This window comes from Streptomyces collinus Tu 365 (genome assembly GCF_000444875.1).
Classification (GTDB): domain Bacteria; phylum Actinomycetota; class Actinomycetes; order Streptomycetales; family Streptomycetaceae; genus Streptomyces; species Streptomyces collinus_A.
Genome location: NC_021985.1, coordinates 6656213 through 6671780 on the forward strand (window position 1 = coordinate 6656213; position 15568 = coordinate 6671780).

Here is a 15568-nt window from a genome sequence, read left to right on the forward strand (position 1 = left end):
TGCGCCAACGGGGTGAGTAAAGCGGGTGTACAGCACAGGTCATGTGAATACCCAGGGAAGCTCTTGTCTTGGTAAAGGGCGTCGAGGCGCGGTGGACCGGACCCCGGACCCGCGCCACCCACCCATTGGAGGAGCCGGACCTTGAGTTACGGAAACAAGCTGCGCGAGCGGATCGCCGGGCCCGGGACCACACCGCTGATCGGCGTGTACGACATGTACTCGGCGTCGATCGCGGCCAAGCACTACGACGGGATGTTCGTCTCGGGCTTCGGCTTCGCGGCCTCGTACTACGGCCTGCCGGACATCGGCTTCATCGCATGGCCGGACATGGTGGCCTTCGTCCAGCGGCTGCGGGGCGCGTTCCCGCACCACCACCTGCTGGTCGACATCGACGACGGCTACGTCGACCCCGAGGTCGCCTGTCACGTCGTCGAGGGACTGGAACGGATCGGTGCATCCGGGGTCATCCTGGAGGACCAGAAGCGGCCCCGCCGCTGCGGGCACGCCGACGGCAAGCAGGTGCTGCCGCTGGACGAGTACCTGGAGAAGCTGGAGAAGGTTCTCCAGACCCGCAAGGACCTGGTCGTCGTCGCCCGTACGGACGCCACCGACGAGCACGACATCCTGCACCGCGCGGAGCGGCTCGCCGCGACCGACGCCGACGTGGTCCTGGTCGACGGGGTGCGCAGCGTCGAGTGGATCGGGCGCATCCGGGAGGTGGTGGGCACCAAGCCGCTGCTGTTCAACCAGATCGCCGGCGGCAAGTCGCCGCGCCTGTCGCTCGGTGAGCTGTCCGACCTCGGCGTCGATGTCGCGATCTACAGCACCCCCTGTCTGTTCGCCGCCCACGAGGCGATGAACTCCGCGCTGGTCGACCTGAAGGCGGCCGACGGCCGGCTGCCCCGGCTGGACCCGTCCGCGGGGGTCGGTGTGAAGGCGTCGACCAGTCTGCTGGAGCGGAACATCGCCCCCGAGCGGCTGCAGCCCGAGGGCGTGGGCGTGTGACGGCCGGCCCCGGGCCCCGGTTCGGGGCCGCCACGATGATCGCGGCGGCGCTCCTCGGCGCCGCCGCGGTGCCCGCCGCGGCGGGCGGCGGCAGCCTGGTCACCGTCATCGACAACTCGCACGCCGACTCCATCCTGGAGGTCGACCGCACGGCCAACGTCCAGACCGGCAGCGGCACGGCCGGCAGCGACCACGACGGCAGCGCCGTCGACGCCATCCAGGCCATGCTCGGCGAGCGGCCGTCGGACGGTGAGGACTGACGTCCGGTCGGACGGCGAGGACTGAGGTTCGGCCGGGCGCGAAGGGCCGGGCACCCGTGCGGGGTTGCCCGGCCCTTCGCGCGACCCGTGCGGGCCGGCGACCGCTCAGTCGCCGCCCGGCCTCGGGTGGCCGCTCCCGCCGGGGTCCCGGTCCTGCTGCGGGGCGTGCCAGCCGCCGGGCACGGCCACGGCGGTGCGGCGCAGGGCGGGCGCGACGGTCCGGCTCGCGGCCTGCGCGGTGCCGTAGGCGGTGACCAGGGCGACGGCGACCGCGGCCAGGGCCGCCGCACCGCGCGTGGAGGGGCTCATGCCAGGTAGAACGGCCCCCGCCGGGGGCGGTCACCGCGGTCCGCCCGAACGAGCGAAGGGCGGCGCGCCCGCAGCGGCCTCGTGCGCCGGCCGGGGTGACCGGTCGGCCGGCGCCCCCGCGGGGCGCTCACCGGCCGCCGTCCGCCCCGGCGGTCCGGCGGGCCGACCCGCGCCGGGCCGCGTCACCGGCGTGCCGCGCCGCGAGGCGCCGGCCGCGGTGGAGGCCGCCACTCGTCGGCACGGTGAGGACGGCCAGGCAGACGATGACGAGGGCGACGCCCGACCAGCCGGTGGCGGGCAGACGTTCACCGACGACCAGCACGGCGAGCACGGCCGCGACGGCCGGTTCGAGCAGGGACAGGGTGGTGGCGGTGCTGGCCGGCACATGGACGAGGCCCCAGCCGAACAGCACGTACCCGGTGAACATCGGTACCAGCGCCATGTACGTACCCACCGCCGCGTTGGACCAGGACCCGACCAGCGGCGCGCCGGTGACCAGCAGCACCGGCAGCAGGAGCAGCCCGCCCAGGCCGAAGACGGCGCCCATCGCCGCCCGGGAGGGGATCCCGCGGGTGATGAGCCGGTGCGCCGCCCAGGAGTACGAGGCGTAGGTCGCGGCGGCCACCAGCCCGAGACCGACACCGAGCAGCGTCGCCGTCGCGGAGGCCGACCTCCCGGCACCGCCCCCGCCCCCGCCGTCGGCGGCGTGCGCGGCCTCGGCGACGCACAGCAGGACGGTGCCCAGCAGCCCGAGCGAGGCCGCGGCCGCCCAGCGGCGGGTCAGCCGGCGGCCGTCCACGACCCGCTCGATCAGCGCCGAGGCGAGCGGGGCCGTGCCGATCGACACCACCGTGCCCACGGCGACCCCCGCCAGGTGCATGGAGCTGTAGAACGCCAGCGGGTAGACCGCCACGGAGACCGCCCCCAGCAGCACCGTGCCGCGCCGCTCACGCAGACCCGTACGGTGACGAGCGATCCGCGGCACGGCGAACAGCGCCTGGAGCAGCCCGCCCAGGCCCATCGCCACGGCGCCGATGGCCAGGGGGCCCACCTCGGGCGCGAAGGTGGCCGCCGTGCCCGTCGTCCCCCACAGCACGGAGGCGGCGAGCACGCACAGCGCGCCGATCCCCGCGGAACCGCCCCGTCCGCCGCCCGTCACAGCCGGTCCAGCAGCGCGGCGGCGATCGCGCGGGCGTGCCGGACCCGGTCGCCGTCACCCTCCAGACCCGCGCGGGCCATCGCGCCCTCCAGCAGGAAGGCCAGGTGCTCGGCCGTCGCACGCGCCTCGCCGGGCCCGTCGGGCAGCAGCTCGGCCAGGTGCCCCGCGATCAGCCCCTCGACCTCCTCCTTGTGCGCGCGCACCACGGCCCGGCCCTCGTCACCCGCGGGCAGCTCGGCGGCGGCGTTCAGCAGACCGCAGCCACGGAACCCGCGCTCGTAGGCGCACTCCGCGTGGTCGGCGTACGCGTCGAACACCGCGAGCACGCCCTCGCGCGGCCCGCGGGCCCGCTCCAGCCGCGCCCGGTAGAGGCCGAGCCACTCCTCGTGCCGGGCGTCGAGATAGGCCCGCACCAGCTCGGCCTTGGAGGAGAAGTTGTTGTACAGGCTCATCTTCGCCACGCCCGCCTCGGCGGTGATCGTGTCGATGCCGGTCGCGGCCACCCCGTCGGCGTAGAAGCGCCGGGCGGCCGCCGCCAGCAGACGCTCCCGGGCCGGCCGCCGCCTCCCGCGCGCCGCCGCACTCGTCCCCGTGTCACCCATGCGCAATCCCCATGACTAGGTAGGTCGGTCTACCTAATGTAAGCCATGGCCGGGTCCGCCGTCCCACTGCTCGCGGGGACGGCCGCCGTGACCCCACGGTCACCCCGATGGCGCAGCCCACGGTCCGTGCACCGGAATACATCCGTGCGGTGTGGTGCTCTGTTGTGAACGGCACTGGCACGGCGAAGGGCTGGTGGGCGATGACGGCAGAACAGACGGGCCCCGTGGTCCGCACACCCCACGGGGCCGTACGCGGCCGCTACGAGCACGGCATCGCGGTCTTCCGGGGCATCCCGTACGCCGCCCCGCCCTTCGGCTCCCGGCGGTTCAGGCCGCCCGAGCCGCCCGAGCCCTGGGACGGAGTCCGCGACGCCGGCGCCTTCGGGCCCACCCCGCCGAAACCGCCCTACTCCGAGGCGTTCGCCCGCTACCTCTCCGACCCGGTCATAGCCGGTGACGACTGCCTCAACCTCAACGTCTGGACCCCCGCACCCGGCCCCGCCGCCCGGCTGCCCGTCCTCGTCTGGCTGCACGGCGGCGCCCTGACCAGGGGATCCTCGGCCGTACCCGTCTACGACGGCCGCACCTTCGCCCGTGACGGCGTCGTCTGCGTCTCCGTCAACTACCGGCTCGGCGTCGAGGGCTTCGGCCTCTTCCCCGACGCGCCCCCCAACCCCGGCCTGCACGACCAGCTCGCCGCCCTGCGCTGGGTGCACGAGACCATCACCGCCTTCGGCGGCGACCCCGGCAACGTCACCCTCGCCGGACAGTCGGCCGGCGCGATCAGCGCCGGCGCCCTCATCGCCGCACCCCAGGCCCAGGGCCTGGTGCGGCGCGCGGTCCTGCAGAGCGGACCGCCCGAGACCCTGGAACGCGACAAGGTCCGGCGCATGGTGCGCCGCATGGCCAACCGGCTCAAGATCCCCGCCACCGCCGAAGCCTTCGCCGCCGTCGACCGCGACCTGCTGCTGCGCACCCAGGCCGACATCGGCCGGCTGAGCAGCCCGGTCCTCGGCGGCCCCTCCTTCGGCATCGTCGAGGACGGCGACCTCGTACCCCGCGACCCGCTGCGCGCCCTCGCCGACGGCGAGGCCGCCCGGGACGTCGGCCTCCTCATGGGCTGGACCCGCGACGAGTACCGGCTCTGGCTCGTGCCCGGCGGACTGCTCGACCGCGTCGACCGGCTCGGCGCGGTCGCCCTGGCCGGCGCCATGGCCCGCTGTCACGCGGGACACGAGGTGCCCCGCCGCTACCGCGCCCTGCACCCCGACGCCGGCACCGCCGAGATCGTCGGCCAGATGGTCACCGACCACCTGCTGCGCATCCCCCTGCACCGGCTGGCCGACGCCCGCCCCGGCAGCTCGTACGTCTACGAGTTCGCCTGGCCGTCCCTCCTCTCCGGCCTCGGCGCCTGTCACGCCCTGGAACTCGGCTTCGTCTTCGACACCGGCGACGTCCCGGAGTCGGCCAAACTGGCCGGCGAGGGCGCCCCGCAGGAGCTGGCCGACGCGATGCACGCGGCCTGGGTGCGGTTCGCGGCCACCGGCGATCCCGGCTGGCAGCCGTGGGACGACACCCGTCCGGTGCGGATCTTCGGCGACGGTCCACCGCATATCGCCTACGGTCCACGGGATCCTGAGGTCGCCCTGTGGTCGGCCGTCCCCACAGTCCCGGAACCCACCCCCGCCTCCGACGCCCGGCCCCCCGGAGCCGAACGGGCATCGGCGGTCCGCCGCCTGCGCCGGTCGGTGGGGGCGCGGCGCAGGTGAGACGGGCGGCGGGTGCTCCCTACGCCGCTCCGGCGGAGCCCAGCGCCCGGGCCACGGCCGTGATCGCCCGCGGTCCCACCCGGCAGCAGCCGCCGATCAGCCGCGCCCCCGCGTCCCGCCACCCGGTGACCTGGTCGCCGCCGAAGGTGCTCCGGCCGGTCCAGGCCCGGGCCTGCGCGTCCCAGACCTCGCCGCTGTTGGGGTAGACGACCACCGGCTTGCCCGTCACCCGTGCCGCCGTCTCCACGGCGTGCCCGACGTCCTCGGGAGCGCAGCAGTTGACCCCGACGGCGATGATCTCGTCGGCGTCGGCGGCCAGGGCGAAGGCGTCCGCCAGGGGCTGACCGGCCCGGGTACGGCTGCCGTCGACCGTGTACGACAGCCAGGCCGGCACCCCAAGCCCGCGCACCGCGCGCAGCAGCGCCGCCGCCTCGTCCGCGTCCGGGACCGTCTCCAGCGCCAGCACGTCCGGCGCGGCGGCGGCCAGCACCTCAAGGCGCGGCCGGTGGAACCGTTCCAGCTCCGCGACGCTCAGCCCGTACCGGCCCCGGTACTCGGACCCGTCCGCGAGCATCGCTCCGTACGGCCCGGCCGACGCCGCCACCCACAGCGGCCGCGTCGCCCCCGCCCGCCGTGCCTGCCGGGCGGCCTCGCGGGCCAGTCCGACGCTCGACGCCATCAGCCGCGCGGCCTCCTCGCGGCCCATGCCGCGCCTGCCGAAGCCCTCGAAGGTGGCCTGGTAGCTGGCGGTGATCGCCACGTCCGCGCCCGCCGTGAAGTAGGCGAGGTGCGCCTGGGTGACCGCCTCCGGGCGTTCGGCCAGCAGCCGCGCCGACCACAGCTCGTCGCTCAGGTCGTGCCCGGCCGCTCCGAGCTGGTTGGACATGCCGCCGTCGAGCACGACCGTGCCGGTGGCGAGGGTGTCGGCGAGGCTCGGGGAGGTGTCGCTGGTCATGCCCCGACGCTAGTCGAAGCGCGACGCGAAACGCCTGGCCGGTCCAGCAGGCGGGCACCCGGCGGGAGCGTGTGACCACCGACGTTTGCATGAAGATGCGGAACGTTGCATAATTTTGCTATGTCCAAGGTCCTCACCTCCCTCCCCACCGGCGAGCGGGTCGGTATCGCCTTCTCCGGCGGCCTCGACACCTCCGTCGCCGTCGCCTGGATGCGCGACAAGGGTGCCGTCCCGTGCACCTACACCGCCGACATCGGTCAGTACGACGAGCCCGACATCGCCTCCGTGCCCGGCCGTGCCTTCGCGTACGGCGCCGAGATCGCCCGGCTCGTCGACTGCCGAGCCGCGCTGGTCGAGGAAGGGCTGGCGGCGCTCGCCTGCGGCGCGTTCCACATCCGCTCGGGCGGCCGCCCGTACTTCAACACCACGCCGCTGGGGCGCGCCGTCACCGGCACGCTGCTGGTCCGGGCCATGCTCGAGGACGGGGTGCAGATCTGGGGCGACGGCTCCACGTTCAAGGGCAACGACATCGAGCGGTTCTACCGCTACGGTCTGCTCGCCAACCCGCACCTGCGGATCTACAAGCCCTGGCTGGACGCCGACTTCGTCACGGAGCTGGGCGGCCGCAAGGAGATGTCGGAGTGGCTGCTCGCCCACGGGCTGCCCTACCGGGACTCGACGGAGAAGGCGTACTCCACGGACGCCAACATCTGGGGCGCCACCCACGAGGCCAAGACCCTGGAGCACCTCGACACCGGTATCGAGACCGTCGACCCGATCATGGGCGTGCGGTACTGGGACCCGTCGGTGGAGATCCCCGCCGAGGACGTGACGATCGGCTTCGACCAGGGCCGCCCGGTCAGCGTCAACGGCAAGGAGTTCGCTTCTCCGGTCGACCTCGTCATGGAGGTCAACGCGATCGGCGGCCGGCACGGCATCGGCATGTCGGACCAGATCGAGAACCGGATCATCGAGGCCAAGAGCCGCGGCATCTACGAGGCGCCCGGCATGGCGCTGCTGCACATCGCGTACGAGCGTCTCGTCAACGCCATCCACAACGAGGACACCATCGCCGCGTACCACAACGAGGGTCGGCGGCTCGGCCGGCTGCTCTACGAGGGCCGCTGGCTGGACCCGCAGGCGCTGATGGTGCGCGAGTCGCTGCAGCGCTGGGTCGGCGCGGCGGTCACCGGCGAGGTGACCCTGCGACTGCGGCGCGGCGAGGACTACTCGATCCTCGACACCAGCGGCCCGGCGCTCAGCTACCACCCGGACAAGCTCTCCATGGAGCGGACCGAGGACTCGGCGTTCGGCCCGGTGGACCGCATCGGCCAGCTCACCATGCGGAACCTGGACATCGCCGACTCCCGCTCGCGGCTGGAGCAGTACGCCGGCCTGGGCATGGTCGGCACCGGCCAGCGCACCCTCGTCGGCGCCGCGCAGGCGGCCTCGACCGGCCTCATCGGCGCCATGGCCGAAGGCGGCGCCGAGGCGATCGCCTCGCGCGGCGAGGTCGCCGACGAGGAGGCGATGCTCGACCGCGCCGCGATGGAGTCCGGCACGGACTGAGCCGGCCCGGACCCGGCCGGACCGGGCCGGACCACGGTGAGGACCGAGGCGGGCCCCGGCGGACTTGTGCCGCCGGGGCCCGCCGCGCGTCGTGCCGCACGCGCCGGCGGCGAAACCCCGCCCGGCACCGGATGCCCGGGCCCGACCACGGGTAGCGAAGGCCGGGAAGGCCGCCCGGGCACGGGACTCGAGCAAGCCCGGGATGGCCAGGAAGGCCGGCAAGGCCAGGAAGGGAAGGACCGCGACCGTGATCCACCTGCCCGCCGAGGACCGCACGACGAGCCCGTACACCGGCTACACCCGCGCCCACTGGGAGACCGCCGCCGACGCCCTGCTCGCCGCCGTGGAGCCGTGGGCCACCCCCGACCGCGCCCTCTACCACCTCCCCGGCGACCACGTCAGCCACTCCGGCCGGCTCTCCGACGGCCTGGAGGGATACGCCCGCACCCTGCTGCTGGCCGCCTTCCGCCAGGACGAGACCGTCCTCGGCCGCTACGCCGACGGCCTGCGCACCGGCCCCGGCGGCGTCTGGCCGGACGTCACCGACCGCGGCCAGCCCCTGGTCGAGGCGGCCTCCGTCGCCCTCGCCCTGCGACTGACCCGCCCGCTGCTCTGGGACCGCCTGGACCAGCCGGTGCGGGAGCGCACGGCCGCCTGGCTCACCGACGCACTCACCGCCGAACCCTGGCCCTGCAACTGGGAGTTGTTCCCCGTCACCGTCGGCGGCTTCCTGCTGGAGATCGGCCACGAACCCGAGGCGGCCCGCAGGGCGGTCGACCACGGCCTGGAACGCATCGAGGACTGGTACGTCGGCGGCGGCTGGTACACCGACGGCGACGGCCGCAAGTACGACTACTACAACGGCTGGGCCATGCACCTGTACCCGGTGCTGCACGCCCGGCTGACGGGCGACGACAAGCTCCTCGACCTCTACGGCGGCCGCCTGGAGGCCCATCTCGCCGACTACGCCCACCTGTTCGGCGGCAACGGCGCACCCCTGCACCAGGGCCGCTCGCTGACGTACCGGTTCGCGACCGCGGCCCCGCTGTGGCTCGGCGCGCTCACCGGACGGACGCCCCTGCCGCCGGGCGAGACACGCCGGCTCGCGTCCGGCGCGCTCAAGTACTTCCTGGACCGCGGGGCCGTGGACGGCCGGGGTCTGCTGACGCTCGGCTGGCACGGCCCCGACGAGACCGTCCTGCAGAGCTACTCCGGACCTGCCTCGCCGTACTGGGCCGCGAAGGGCTTCCTCGGCCTCCTGCTGCCTGCGGACCACGAGGTCTGGACGGCACCCGAGCAGCCGGGACCGGCCGGACGCGCCGACGTGCTACGCCCCGTCGATGGCCCCAACTGGCTCCTCCAGTCCACGCGTTCGGACGGCGTGGTCCGGCTGCACAACCACGGCAGCGAGGACGTCCGGTACGACCCGCACTACACGCGCTTCGCGTACTCCACCGTCACCCGCCCCCGCACCACCCCACCCGACAACACCGTCACGATCGGCGGCGACCACCTCCGCTCGGGCATCGTCCCGCTGGGCGTGGGGGAGGACTGGGCGGCGTCCCGGTACACCGTGACGTCCGGGGCGCGGGTGACCGGCCTGGTGGTGGCCGACGGCGCGGTGGAGGTACGGGCCCACCTGGTCGCGGGAGCGGCCCCAGGCACCGAGGTGCGCATCACCGGCTGGGCGCCGGGCGGGGACGAACGGTCCGAACTGCTCCCGGTACACGGCCTGTCGGACGGTCACGCCCTGACCGGTGTGCCCGCAGTGACGGGCGTGAGCGGCGGATCCCCCACCCTGTTCGTCGTCGTCGCCCGGCTCACCGGGGACCCGGACCCCGCCCCCCTCGCGGACCTGGTGACCGTCGAGGTGCGCGACGAACGGGAGTTGACCGTCCACTGGGCCACGGGACGGGCCAGGCGCTTCCGCTTCACGGCACCGGGTGACGGGCCCGGCGGCACGTCGTGGTCGGTGACACCCGACTGACGTCGTTGCCGCCAACACCCCTCTCCAGCAGAATCCGTCCATGACTTCCAAGATCCGGCACGTGACCGTCGACTGCGCCGACGCCTACACCCTGGGCACCTTCTGGTCGAAGGTGCTGGAACAGCCCCTGCACGAGGACGACCACCCGGGCGACGAGATGGCCCTGATCGAGGGCGCGGGCCTGCTCTTCGTCACCGTGCCGGACGCCAAGACCGTCAAGAACCGCGTCCACCTCGACCTCCAGCCCCAGGACCGCGGCCGGGACGAGGAGGTCGAGCGACTGCTCGCCCTCGGCGCCACCCAGGTCGACGACCGGCGCCGCCCCGACGGCACCGGCTGGGTGGTCCTCGCCGACCCCGAGGGCAACGAGTTCTGCGTCGAGCGCAGCCAGGCGGAACGCGACGCCTGACGACGCCTCGCCCGCGGGCCGGCCCTACGACGAGCCGCGCCCGCCGGAGCGGAGCGTGTCGGCGAGCAGATCGGCGAACTCCACCGGGTGCTCAAGGGCCCCCAGATGCCCACCCGGGAACGGAACCAGCGGACACCCGATCCGGTCGGCCAGCGACTTCGAAACCCGATACAGCAGTTCACCCCGCGACGCGGCGCCCGCGGCGAGGGTGAGACGACCCGGCGGGATGCCGGAGCCGGGGGAGTGGGCGGTGAACGGGCGCAGGACATGGGCGAGGAAGACACCCATCGGGGTCGCGGAGGGGCCCTCGGCGGCCGGCCGACCGGGCCCGTCGAGCCGGTCGATCAGCTCCTCGCGCCGCTCCGGGCCGTCCGGCAGCACGGTCACGCACGGCGGCTCGTGCGCCACGACGTGCGCGAGCCGCCGTGGATGCCGCTGCAGCAGGTCGAGCGCCGCGACACCGCCGGAACTGGTCCCGCACACGTAGGCGCGCTCGCCCGCCGGAAGGACCGCGTCCAGCACCCGGTGCGCCCCCTCGCTCCAGTCCGCCGGCCGCTGGTCCGGGACGGCGAGGCCGAGCCGGCCGTGCGCGAGGCCCAGCGGGTCGTACGTCACCACGGTGAAGCGGGACGCCAGCCGGTCGACGAGCGGCCCGAGCCCCATCGGGTGCCCGGCGCCGCCCGGCACCAGCAGCAGGACGGGACCACTGCCCGTGACGTCGTGGTACGGCGGCTCAGTCATGACCGTTCGTCTCCCGGGGCCAGTGGGTGAGGGCGAGGTGCAGGGCGTCGACCGCCTTGTCCCAGGAGGCCTGGACACTTCGGTCGGCGCCGAAGCCGCCGGTGGACTCCAGCACGCAGTAGCCGTGGAAGGTGCTGCGCAACAGGCGCACCGCGTCCGTCAGATCGGGCTCCCGCAGACCGTAGGCGCGCAGCATGCCGTAGGTGATCTCGGCGGTCCGGCGCAGGGCGGCGGAGTCGGCGATCAGAGCCTGGTCGATCCGGATCTGGGTTGCCGCGTACCGCCCCGGGTGGCGCAGGGCGTAGGCCCGGTAGGCGCCCGCGAACGCGACCAGGGCGTCCTTGCCGGCCCGCCCGGCCACGGCCTCGGCGATCTCGTCGATCAACTCGCCGCCCGCATGGAGCGCGAGCCGCGTCCGCAACTCCTCCAGCCCGCGCACGTGCGAGTACAGACTCGCGTCCTTGACCCCGAACCGCCGGGCGAGCGCCGACACGCTGACCTTCTCGAACCCCACCTCATCGGCGAGCTCGGCGGCCCCCACGACCAACCGCTCCACGGTGAGCCCCGCACGAACCATGACCCGCCTCCTAGGATGCCTAGGAACTACCCTAGGGTATCTAGGTGCCGCGGCGGGGCACCGTGGAGAAGACGAAGGAGAACCGCGCCGGCTCGGCCCGCAGGTGGTACCGCGGCAGGGGGCCGGGGCCGCAGGACTGGGAGCCGAGGCCGTGGTGGGCGTGGTCGAGGTTGACCCACACCGTGTCGCCCGGGACCAGGTCGGTGCGGTGGGTCGCCGCGTCCAGTTGCTCGGTGGTCCAGCGGCGGGCGGTGAGGGAGAACTCCGGGTCGCCCTCGACGCGCAGGCCCCCGAGCTCCGCCCAGCGGACGTCGGCGCGGGCGCCGTTCTCCTGGGGGCGGACGTAGGGCGTCTGCAGATCGTCCACGGTCGACTGCCGACGGGCGACCGACGACGCCGTCCTGCTGTCCGGATACGCCTCGCCCGGGCCGCCGCCGTACCAGCGCACGCGGTCGGCCCCGGACAGGCCGAAGCGGATGCCGAGGCGGGGGAGCGGCACGGTCCAGTCGCCCTCCGGGCGCACGGACACGGTCAGCCGTACGCGCTCTCCGTCCGACGTCCAGCGGTACACGGTCGACAGTCCGAGGTCGCGGGCGGCGGGCGCCACCCGGGTGCGGACCGTCAGCGCGTCGCCAGCCGGCTCCACCGCGTCCAGCCGGTGCCGCACCCGGTGCAGACCGAGCCTGCGCCACAGCGGGCCGTAGCGGACGTCGGACTGCCAGGCGGCGCCGTCGTCGTTGTCCGTGGTGGCCCGCCACACGTCGAGGCGCAGCCCGGTGACGTCCACCCCGCCGATCGTGCGCAGCGCGCCGGTGCGGGCGTCGAAGACGGCCGGCCCGAGGGTGAGGGTGCCGGAGCCGGGCACGGGCCGGGCGGTCGGCGGCACCGACGGCACCCGGCGCGCGGACGCCGTGAACTGTCCCCAGGCGACGACGTGGTCCTTCGGCGCCCAGGGCGCGTCGGCCGCGAGCCGCGCCCGGACCGTCCAGTGGGCCTCGCCCGCCCCGGCGGCTTCCGGCGGCTCGGGCAGCTTCACCTCGGCCGACTCGCCCGGCGCGAGCGGCGGCACCGACAGGGCGCCCGTCGCCGCCGTCTCGCCCTCCACCTCGTAGGACCAGGTGAAGGCGAGCGCCGACAGGTCGGTGAAGTCGTACTTGTTGGTGATGCGTACCGTGCCGCCGGCACCGTCCCGCTCGATCGCCACCGGCTCGACCACCTTCTTGAACTCGATCAGGCCGGGGGAGGGCCGCCGGTCGGGGAAGAGCAGGCCGTCGCAGACGAAGTTGCCGTCGTGCAGCTCCTCGCCGAAGTCGCCGCCGTACGCGTAGCCGTACCGCTCGTCCGCGATGCCGTGGTCGATCCACTCCCAGACGAAGCCTCCCTGGAGCCGGCCGTACGTCTCGAAGAGCCGCTGGTAGTCGGCGAGTCCACCGGGGCCGTTACCCATCGCGTGGGCGTACTCGCAGAGGATGAAGGGGAGTTCACGGCGCTTGCCGGTGCCGCCGTCCAGGCCGCGGCCGATCCGCTCGACCTCGGCGTGATCGGCGTACATCCGCGAGTACATGTCCGTGTCGCGGCAGTCGGGGTCGCCCTCGTAGTGCAGCAGCCGCGAGGAGTCGCGGCCGCGGATCCACTCCGCCATCGCGGTCAGGCCGCGCCCGGTACCCGCCTCGTTGCCGAGGGACCAGATCACCACCGAGGGGTGGTTCTTGTCCCGCTCCACCATGCGGGCGGCCCGGTCGAGCAGGGCCGGGGTCCAGCGGTCGTCGTCCACGGGGTTGTCCCGCCAGCCCTGCTCGGTGAAGCCGTGCGTCTCCAGGTCGCACTCGTCGACCACCCACAGACCCAGCTCGTCGCACAGGTCGAGGAAGGCGGGATGCGGCGGGTAGTGGGAGGTGCGGACCGCGTTGACGTTGTGCCGCTTCATCAGCAGCACGTCCTCCCGCATGGTCTCCAGGTCGAGCGCGCGGCCCCGCTCCGGATGCCACTCGTGCCGGTTGACGCCCTTGAACAGCACGGCCCTGCCGTTCACCTCGATCCGGCCGTCCACGAGCGCGACCGTGCGGAAGCCGACGCGCAGCGGCACCCGCTCGCCCCCGGTGGCCAGCACCCCGTCGTACAGCCGCGGCCGCTCCGCCGACCACGGCTCCACCGGCACCGTCACCGTCTCACCGGTCACGGTGTCGATGCCGAGAGCGGGCACGGTCACCCGGCCGTCCACGTCGGAGTCCACCCGCAGCGTGCCGGTGCCCGAGGCGTGGTCGTAGGAGGCGTGCACGAAGAAGTCGAGGACGCCGCCCGGCGGCCGGTGCAGCAGCGTGACGTCCCGGAAGATGCCGGGCAGCCACCACTGGTCCTGGTCCTCCAGGTACGAGCCCGCCGACCACTGGTGCACACGGACCGCCAGTACGTTGCCCGTGGGTTTCAGCAGATGGCCGACCGCGAACTCGTGCGGCAGCCGGGACCCCTTGAACTCGCCGATGTCCGTGCCGTTCAGCCAGACCCGGGCACAGGACTCCACGCCGTCGAAGCGCAGCACCGCCCCGCCGTCCGCCGGCCAGTCGCCGGGCAGGTCGAACACGCGCAGGTGGTCGCCCGTGGGATTCTCGGTCGGCACCCGGGGCGGGTCGACCGGGAACGGGTAGAGGTGGTTGGTGTAGACGGGGGACCCGTGCCCCTGGAGGACCCAGTGGCCGGGCACCGTGACCTCCGCCCAGCCGCCGGCGTCGTACCCCTCCTCGGCGAAGGAGTCGTCCTCGGCGTCCGCCGTCTGCGACAACCGGAAGCGCCAGCTTCCGTTGAGCGCGAGGGACCTGGCGTTCGAGGACGCGTACCGTGCGCGGGGCGGCAGGGCGCCGGAACCCGGCGAGACGTCCTCGACGTACGCGGTGGTCGGGCTGGGGATGGACATCGTTCTCCTAGCTCAGCGCTCGTCGGAGAGGGGACCCGGCGGCCCCGGCCGGCAGGGGTGGTGAGGGTCAGGCAGGCGGTGCGCCCGCCACCGCACGGCCCCGTGCGGCGGTCGCGCGGGACCGCTGCCCGGCGCCCTGCAGGGCCCCTTCCAGCGCGAACGTGGCCGCGCCCAGGGACACCGGATCGGTGGGAATGGGAGAGAGGACGATCTCGGTGGCCGCCAGCGGACGCCGGAGCGCGTGCCGGGCGACCGCCGCGCGCACCTCGTCCAGCAGCGGCTCGCCCAGCCGGGACGCCACCCAGCTGCTGAGCACGACCACCTGGGGGTTGAGCAGGTTGACCAGGTCCGAGATCCCGGCACCCAGATAACGGGCGGTCTCCCGGACCACCTTGAGCGCCACCGGGTCGCCCGCCGCGACCGCCCGGGCCAGCGCGTCCACGGTGGCCGTCTGGTCCGCCGGGTGCAACAGCGCTGATCCGGGGTCGAGTTCACGGATGTTCTGCATGATGCCCGGCGCGCCCACGTACGTCTCCACGCAGCCGTGGTTGCCGCAGTGGCACGGCCGGCCGTCCAGCACGAGCGTGGTGTGCCCCCACTCGCCGGCGCTGTTGCTCACGCCCCGGTGCAGCCCGCCGCCCAGGGCCAGACCGGCGCCGACACCCGTGCCGAGGTTCACCACCACGGCGTCCCCGCGCCCCCGCGCCGCCCCGAACCACAGCTCGGCCACCGTGCACGCCCGCAACGGGTTGTCCAGGTAGAGCGGTTGGGCGAGGTGCTCGGCGAGCAGGTCGAGCAACGGGACGCCGTGCCAGTCCAGGTTGGGCGCGTACGCCGCGACACCGGTGTCCCGGTCCACCTGGCCCGGCACGCTCACCCCGACCCCGAGCACCCGGTCCGCCCCGATCCCCGCCCGGGCGACCACCGAGCCGACGGCGGCGGCCACCTGGCCCACCACCCGCTCGGGCCGGCTCTCGCCCGGCCGCACCTCCTCCTCGGCGCGGGCCAGCACGTTCAGCGCCAGGTCGAACAGCTCGACGTGCACGTACGTCTCCGCGATGTCGACACCGACCAGCGCGCCTCCCGACGCGTCGACCGCCACCAGGCCCCGCGGCCGTCCGCCGGCGGAGTCCTCGAAGCCCACCTCGGTGATCATCCGCAGGTCCAGCAGCTCGCCGACGAGGGTGGCGACGGTGGCCAGGCTCAACCCGGTGGCGGCCGCCAGCTCCTGCCGGGAGACGGGGGACCCGGCGATGATCTGGCGCAGCACCTCGTAGCGGTTCGCCGTACGGATGTCGCGTGACGTGCGCTTCAC

General features: G+C 74.3%; 14 protein-coding genes. 6 read left to right on the forward strand and 8 right to left on the reverse strand.

Annotation, left to right across the window (positions count from 1 at the left end):
• Positions 1-141 precede the first annotated feature (141 nt).
• Together B446_RS28895 and B446_RS28900 are read left to right on the forward strand one after the other, a co-directional pair.
• Positions 142-1005, forward strand: coding sequence for an isocitrate lyase/PEP mutase family protein (locus tag B446_RS28895; protein ID WP_020942975.1), 864 nt, complete (start codon positions 142-144; stop codon positions 1003-1005).
• A complete protein-coding gene (locus B446_RS28900) occupies positions 1002-1265 on the forward strand; it encodes a hypothetical protein (RefSeq protein ID WP_020942976.1) in 264 nt (87 codons plus the stop codon). Before B446_RS28895 ends, B446_RS28900 begins: the two co-directional genes overlap by 4 nt.
• A gap of 105 nt (positions 1266-1370) precedes the next feature.
• On the opposite strand, the gene B446_RS39310 is transcribed toward B446_RS28900, so the two are convergent.
• The 3 genes from B446_RS39310 to B446_RS28915 form a co-directional block, all read right to left on the reverse strand.
• Positions 1371-1574: a hypothetical protein gene (locus B446_RS39310; protein WP_020942977.1), complete on the reverse strand. Its 204-nt coding sequence runs from the start codon at positions 1572-1574 to the stop codon at positions 1371-1373.
• A gap of 127 nt (positions 1575-1701) precedes the next feature.
• Positions 1702-2733 carry a DMT family transporter gene (locus B446_RS28910; protein ID WP_020942978.1) on the reverse strand — a complete coding sequence of 344 codons (1032 nt, stop codon included), beginning with the start codon at positions 2731-2733 and terminating at the stop codon, positions 1702-1704.
• Positions 2730-3335: a TetR/AcrR family transcriptional regulator gene (locus B446_RS28915; RefSeq protein WP_020942979.1), complete on the reverse strand. Its 606-nt coding sequence runs from the start codon at positions 3333-3335 to the stop codon at positions 2730-2732. The genes B446_RS28910 and B446_RS28915 overlap by 4 nt, the downstream gene beginning before the upstream one ends.
• A gap of 200 nt (positions 3336-3535) precedes the next feature.
• Between B446_RS28915 and B446_RS28920 the strand changes: the two genes are divergently transcribed.
• Positions 3536-5104: a carboxylesterase/lipase family protein gene (locus tag B446_RS28920; RefSeq protein WP_193384510.1), complete on the forward strand. Its 1569-nt coding sequence runs from the start codon at positions 3536-3538 to the stop codon at positions 5102-5104.
• Between the two features lie 19 nt (positions 5105-5123).
• Here B446_RS28920 and mmuM read toward each other — a convergent pair whose 3' ends face one another.
• On the reverse strand, positions 5124-6059 hold the full coding sequence (gene mmuM, locus B446_RS28925) for a homocysteine S-methyltransferase (protein ID WP_020942981.1): 936 nt from the start codon (positions 6057-6059) through the stop codon (positions 5124-5126).
• Between the two features lie 120 nt (positions 6060-6179).
• On the opposite strand from mmuM, the gene argG reads away from it, so the two are divergent.
• From argG to B446_RS28940, 3 genes are all read left to right on the forward strand, one after another.
• Entirely contained in the window at positions 6180-7628 is a 1449-nt protein-coding gene (gene argG, locus B446_RS28930; RefSeq protein WP_020942982.1) for an argininosuccinate synthase, read from the forward strand.
• 202 nt (positions 7629-7830) lie between these two features.
• Entirely contained in the window at positions 7831-9615 is a 1785-nt protein-coding gene (locus tag B446_RS28935; protein ID WP_020942983.1) for a DUF2264 domain-containing protein, read from the forward strand.
• A 40-nt stretch (positions 9616-9655) separates the two neighbouring features.
• Positions 9656-10024 (forward strand): VOC family protein, encoded by a 369-nt coding sequence (locus B446_RS28940; RefSeq protein WP_020942984.1) that lies wholly within the window; start codon positions 9656-9658, stop codon positions 10022-10024.
• A 24-nt stretch (positions 10025-10048) separates the two neighbouring features.
• On the opposite strand, the gene B446_RS28945 is transcribed toward B446_RS28940, so the two are convergent.
• The 4 genes from B446_RS28945 to B446_RS28960 form a co-directional block, all read right to left on the reverse strand.
• Positions 10049-10765 carry an alpha/beta fold hydrolase gene (locus tag B446_RS28945; RefSeq protein ID WP_020942985.1) on the reverse strand — a complete coding sequence of 239 codons (717 nt, stop codon included), beginning with the start codon at positions 10763-10765 and terminating at the stop codon, positions 10049-10051.
• On the reverse strand, positions 10758-11342 hold the full coding sequence (locus B446_RS28950; protein ID WP_043476634.1) for a TetR/AcrR family transcriptional regulator: 585 nt from the start codon (positions 11340-11342) through the stop codon (positions 10758-10760). Before B446_RS28950 ends, B446_RS28945 begins: the two co-directional genes overlap by 8 nt.
• A 40-nt stretch (positions 11343-11382) precedes the next feature.
• Positions 11383-14253 (reverse strand): glycoside hydrolase family 2 TIM barrel-domain containing protein, encoded by a 2871-nt coding sequence (locus tag B446_RS28955; protein ID WP_020942987.1) that lies wholly within the window; start codon positions 14251-14253, stop codon positions 11383-11385.
• Positions 14254-14320: 67 nt separating this feature from the next.
• The gene (locus B446_RS28960; protein WP_020942988.1) at positions 14321-15568 is read right to left on the reverse strand and encodes an ROK family protein; all 1248 of its coding nucleotides are present in this window, start codon (positions 15566-15568) and stop codon (positions 14321-14323) included.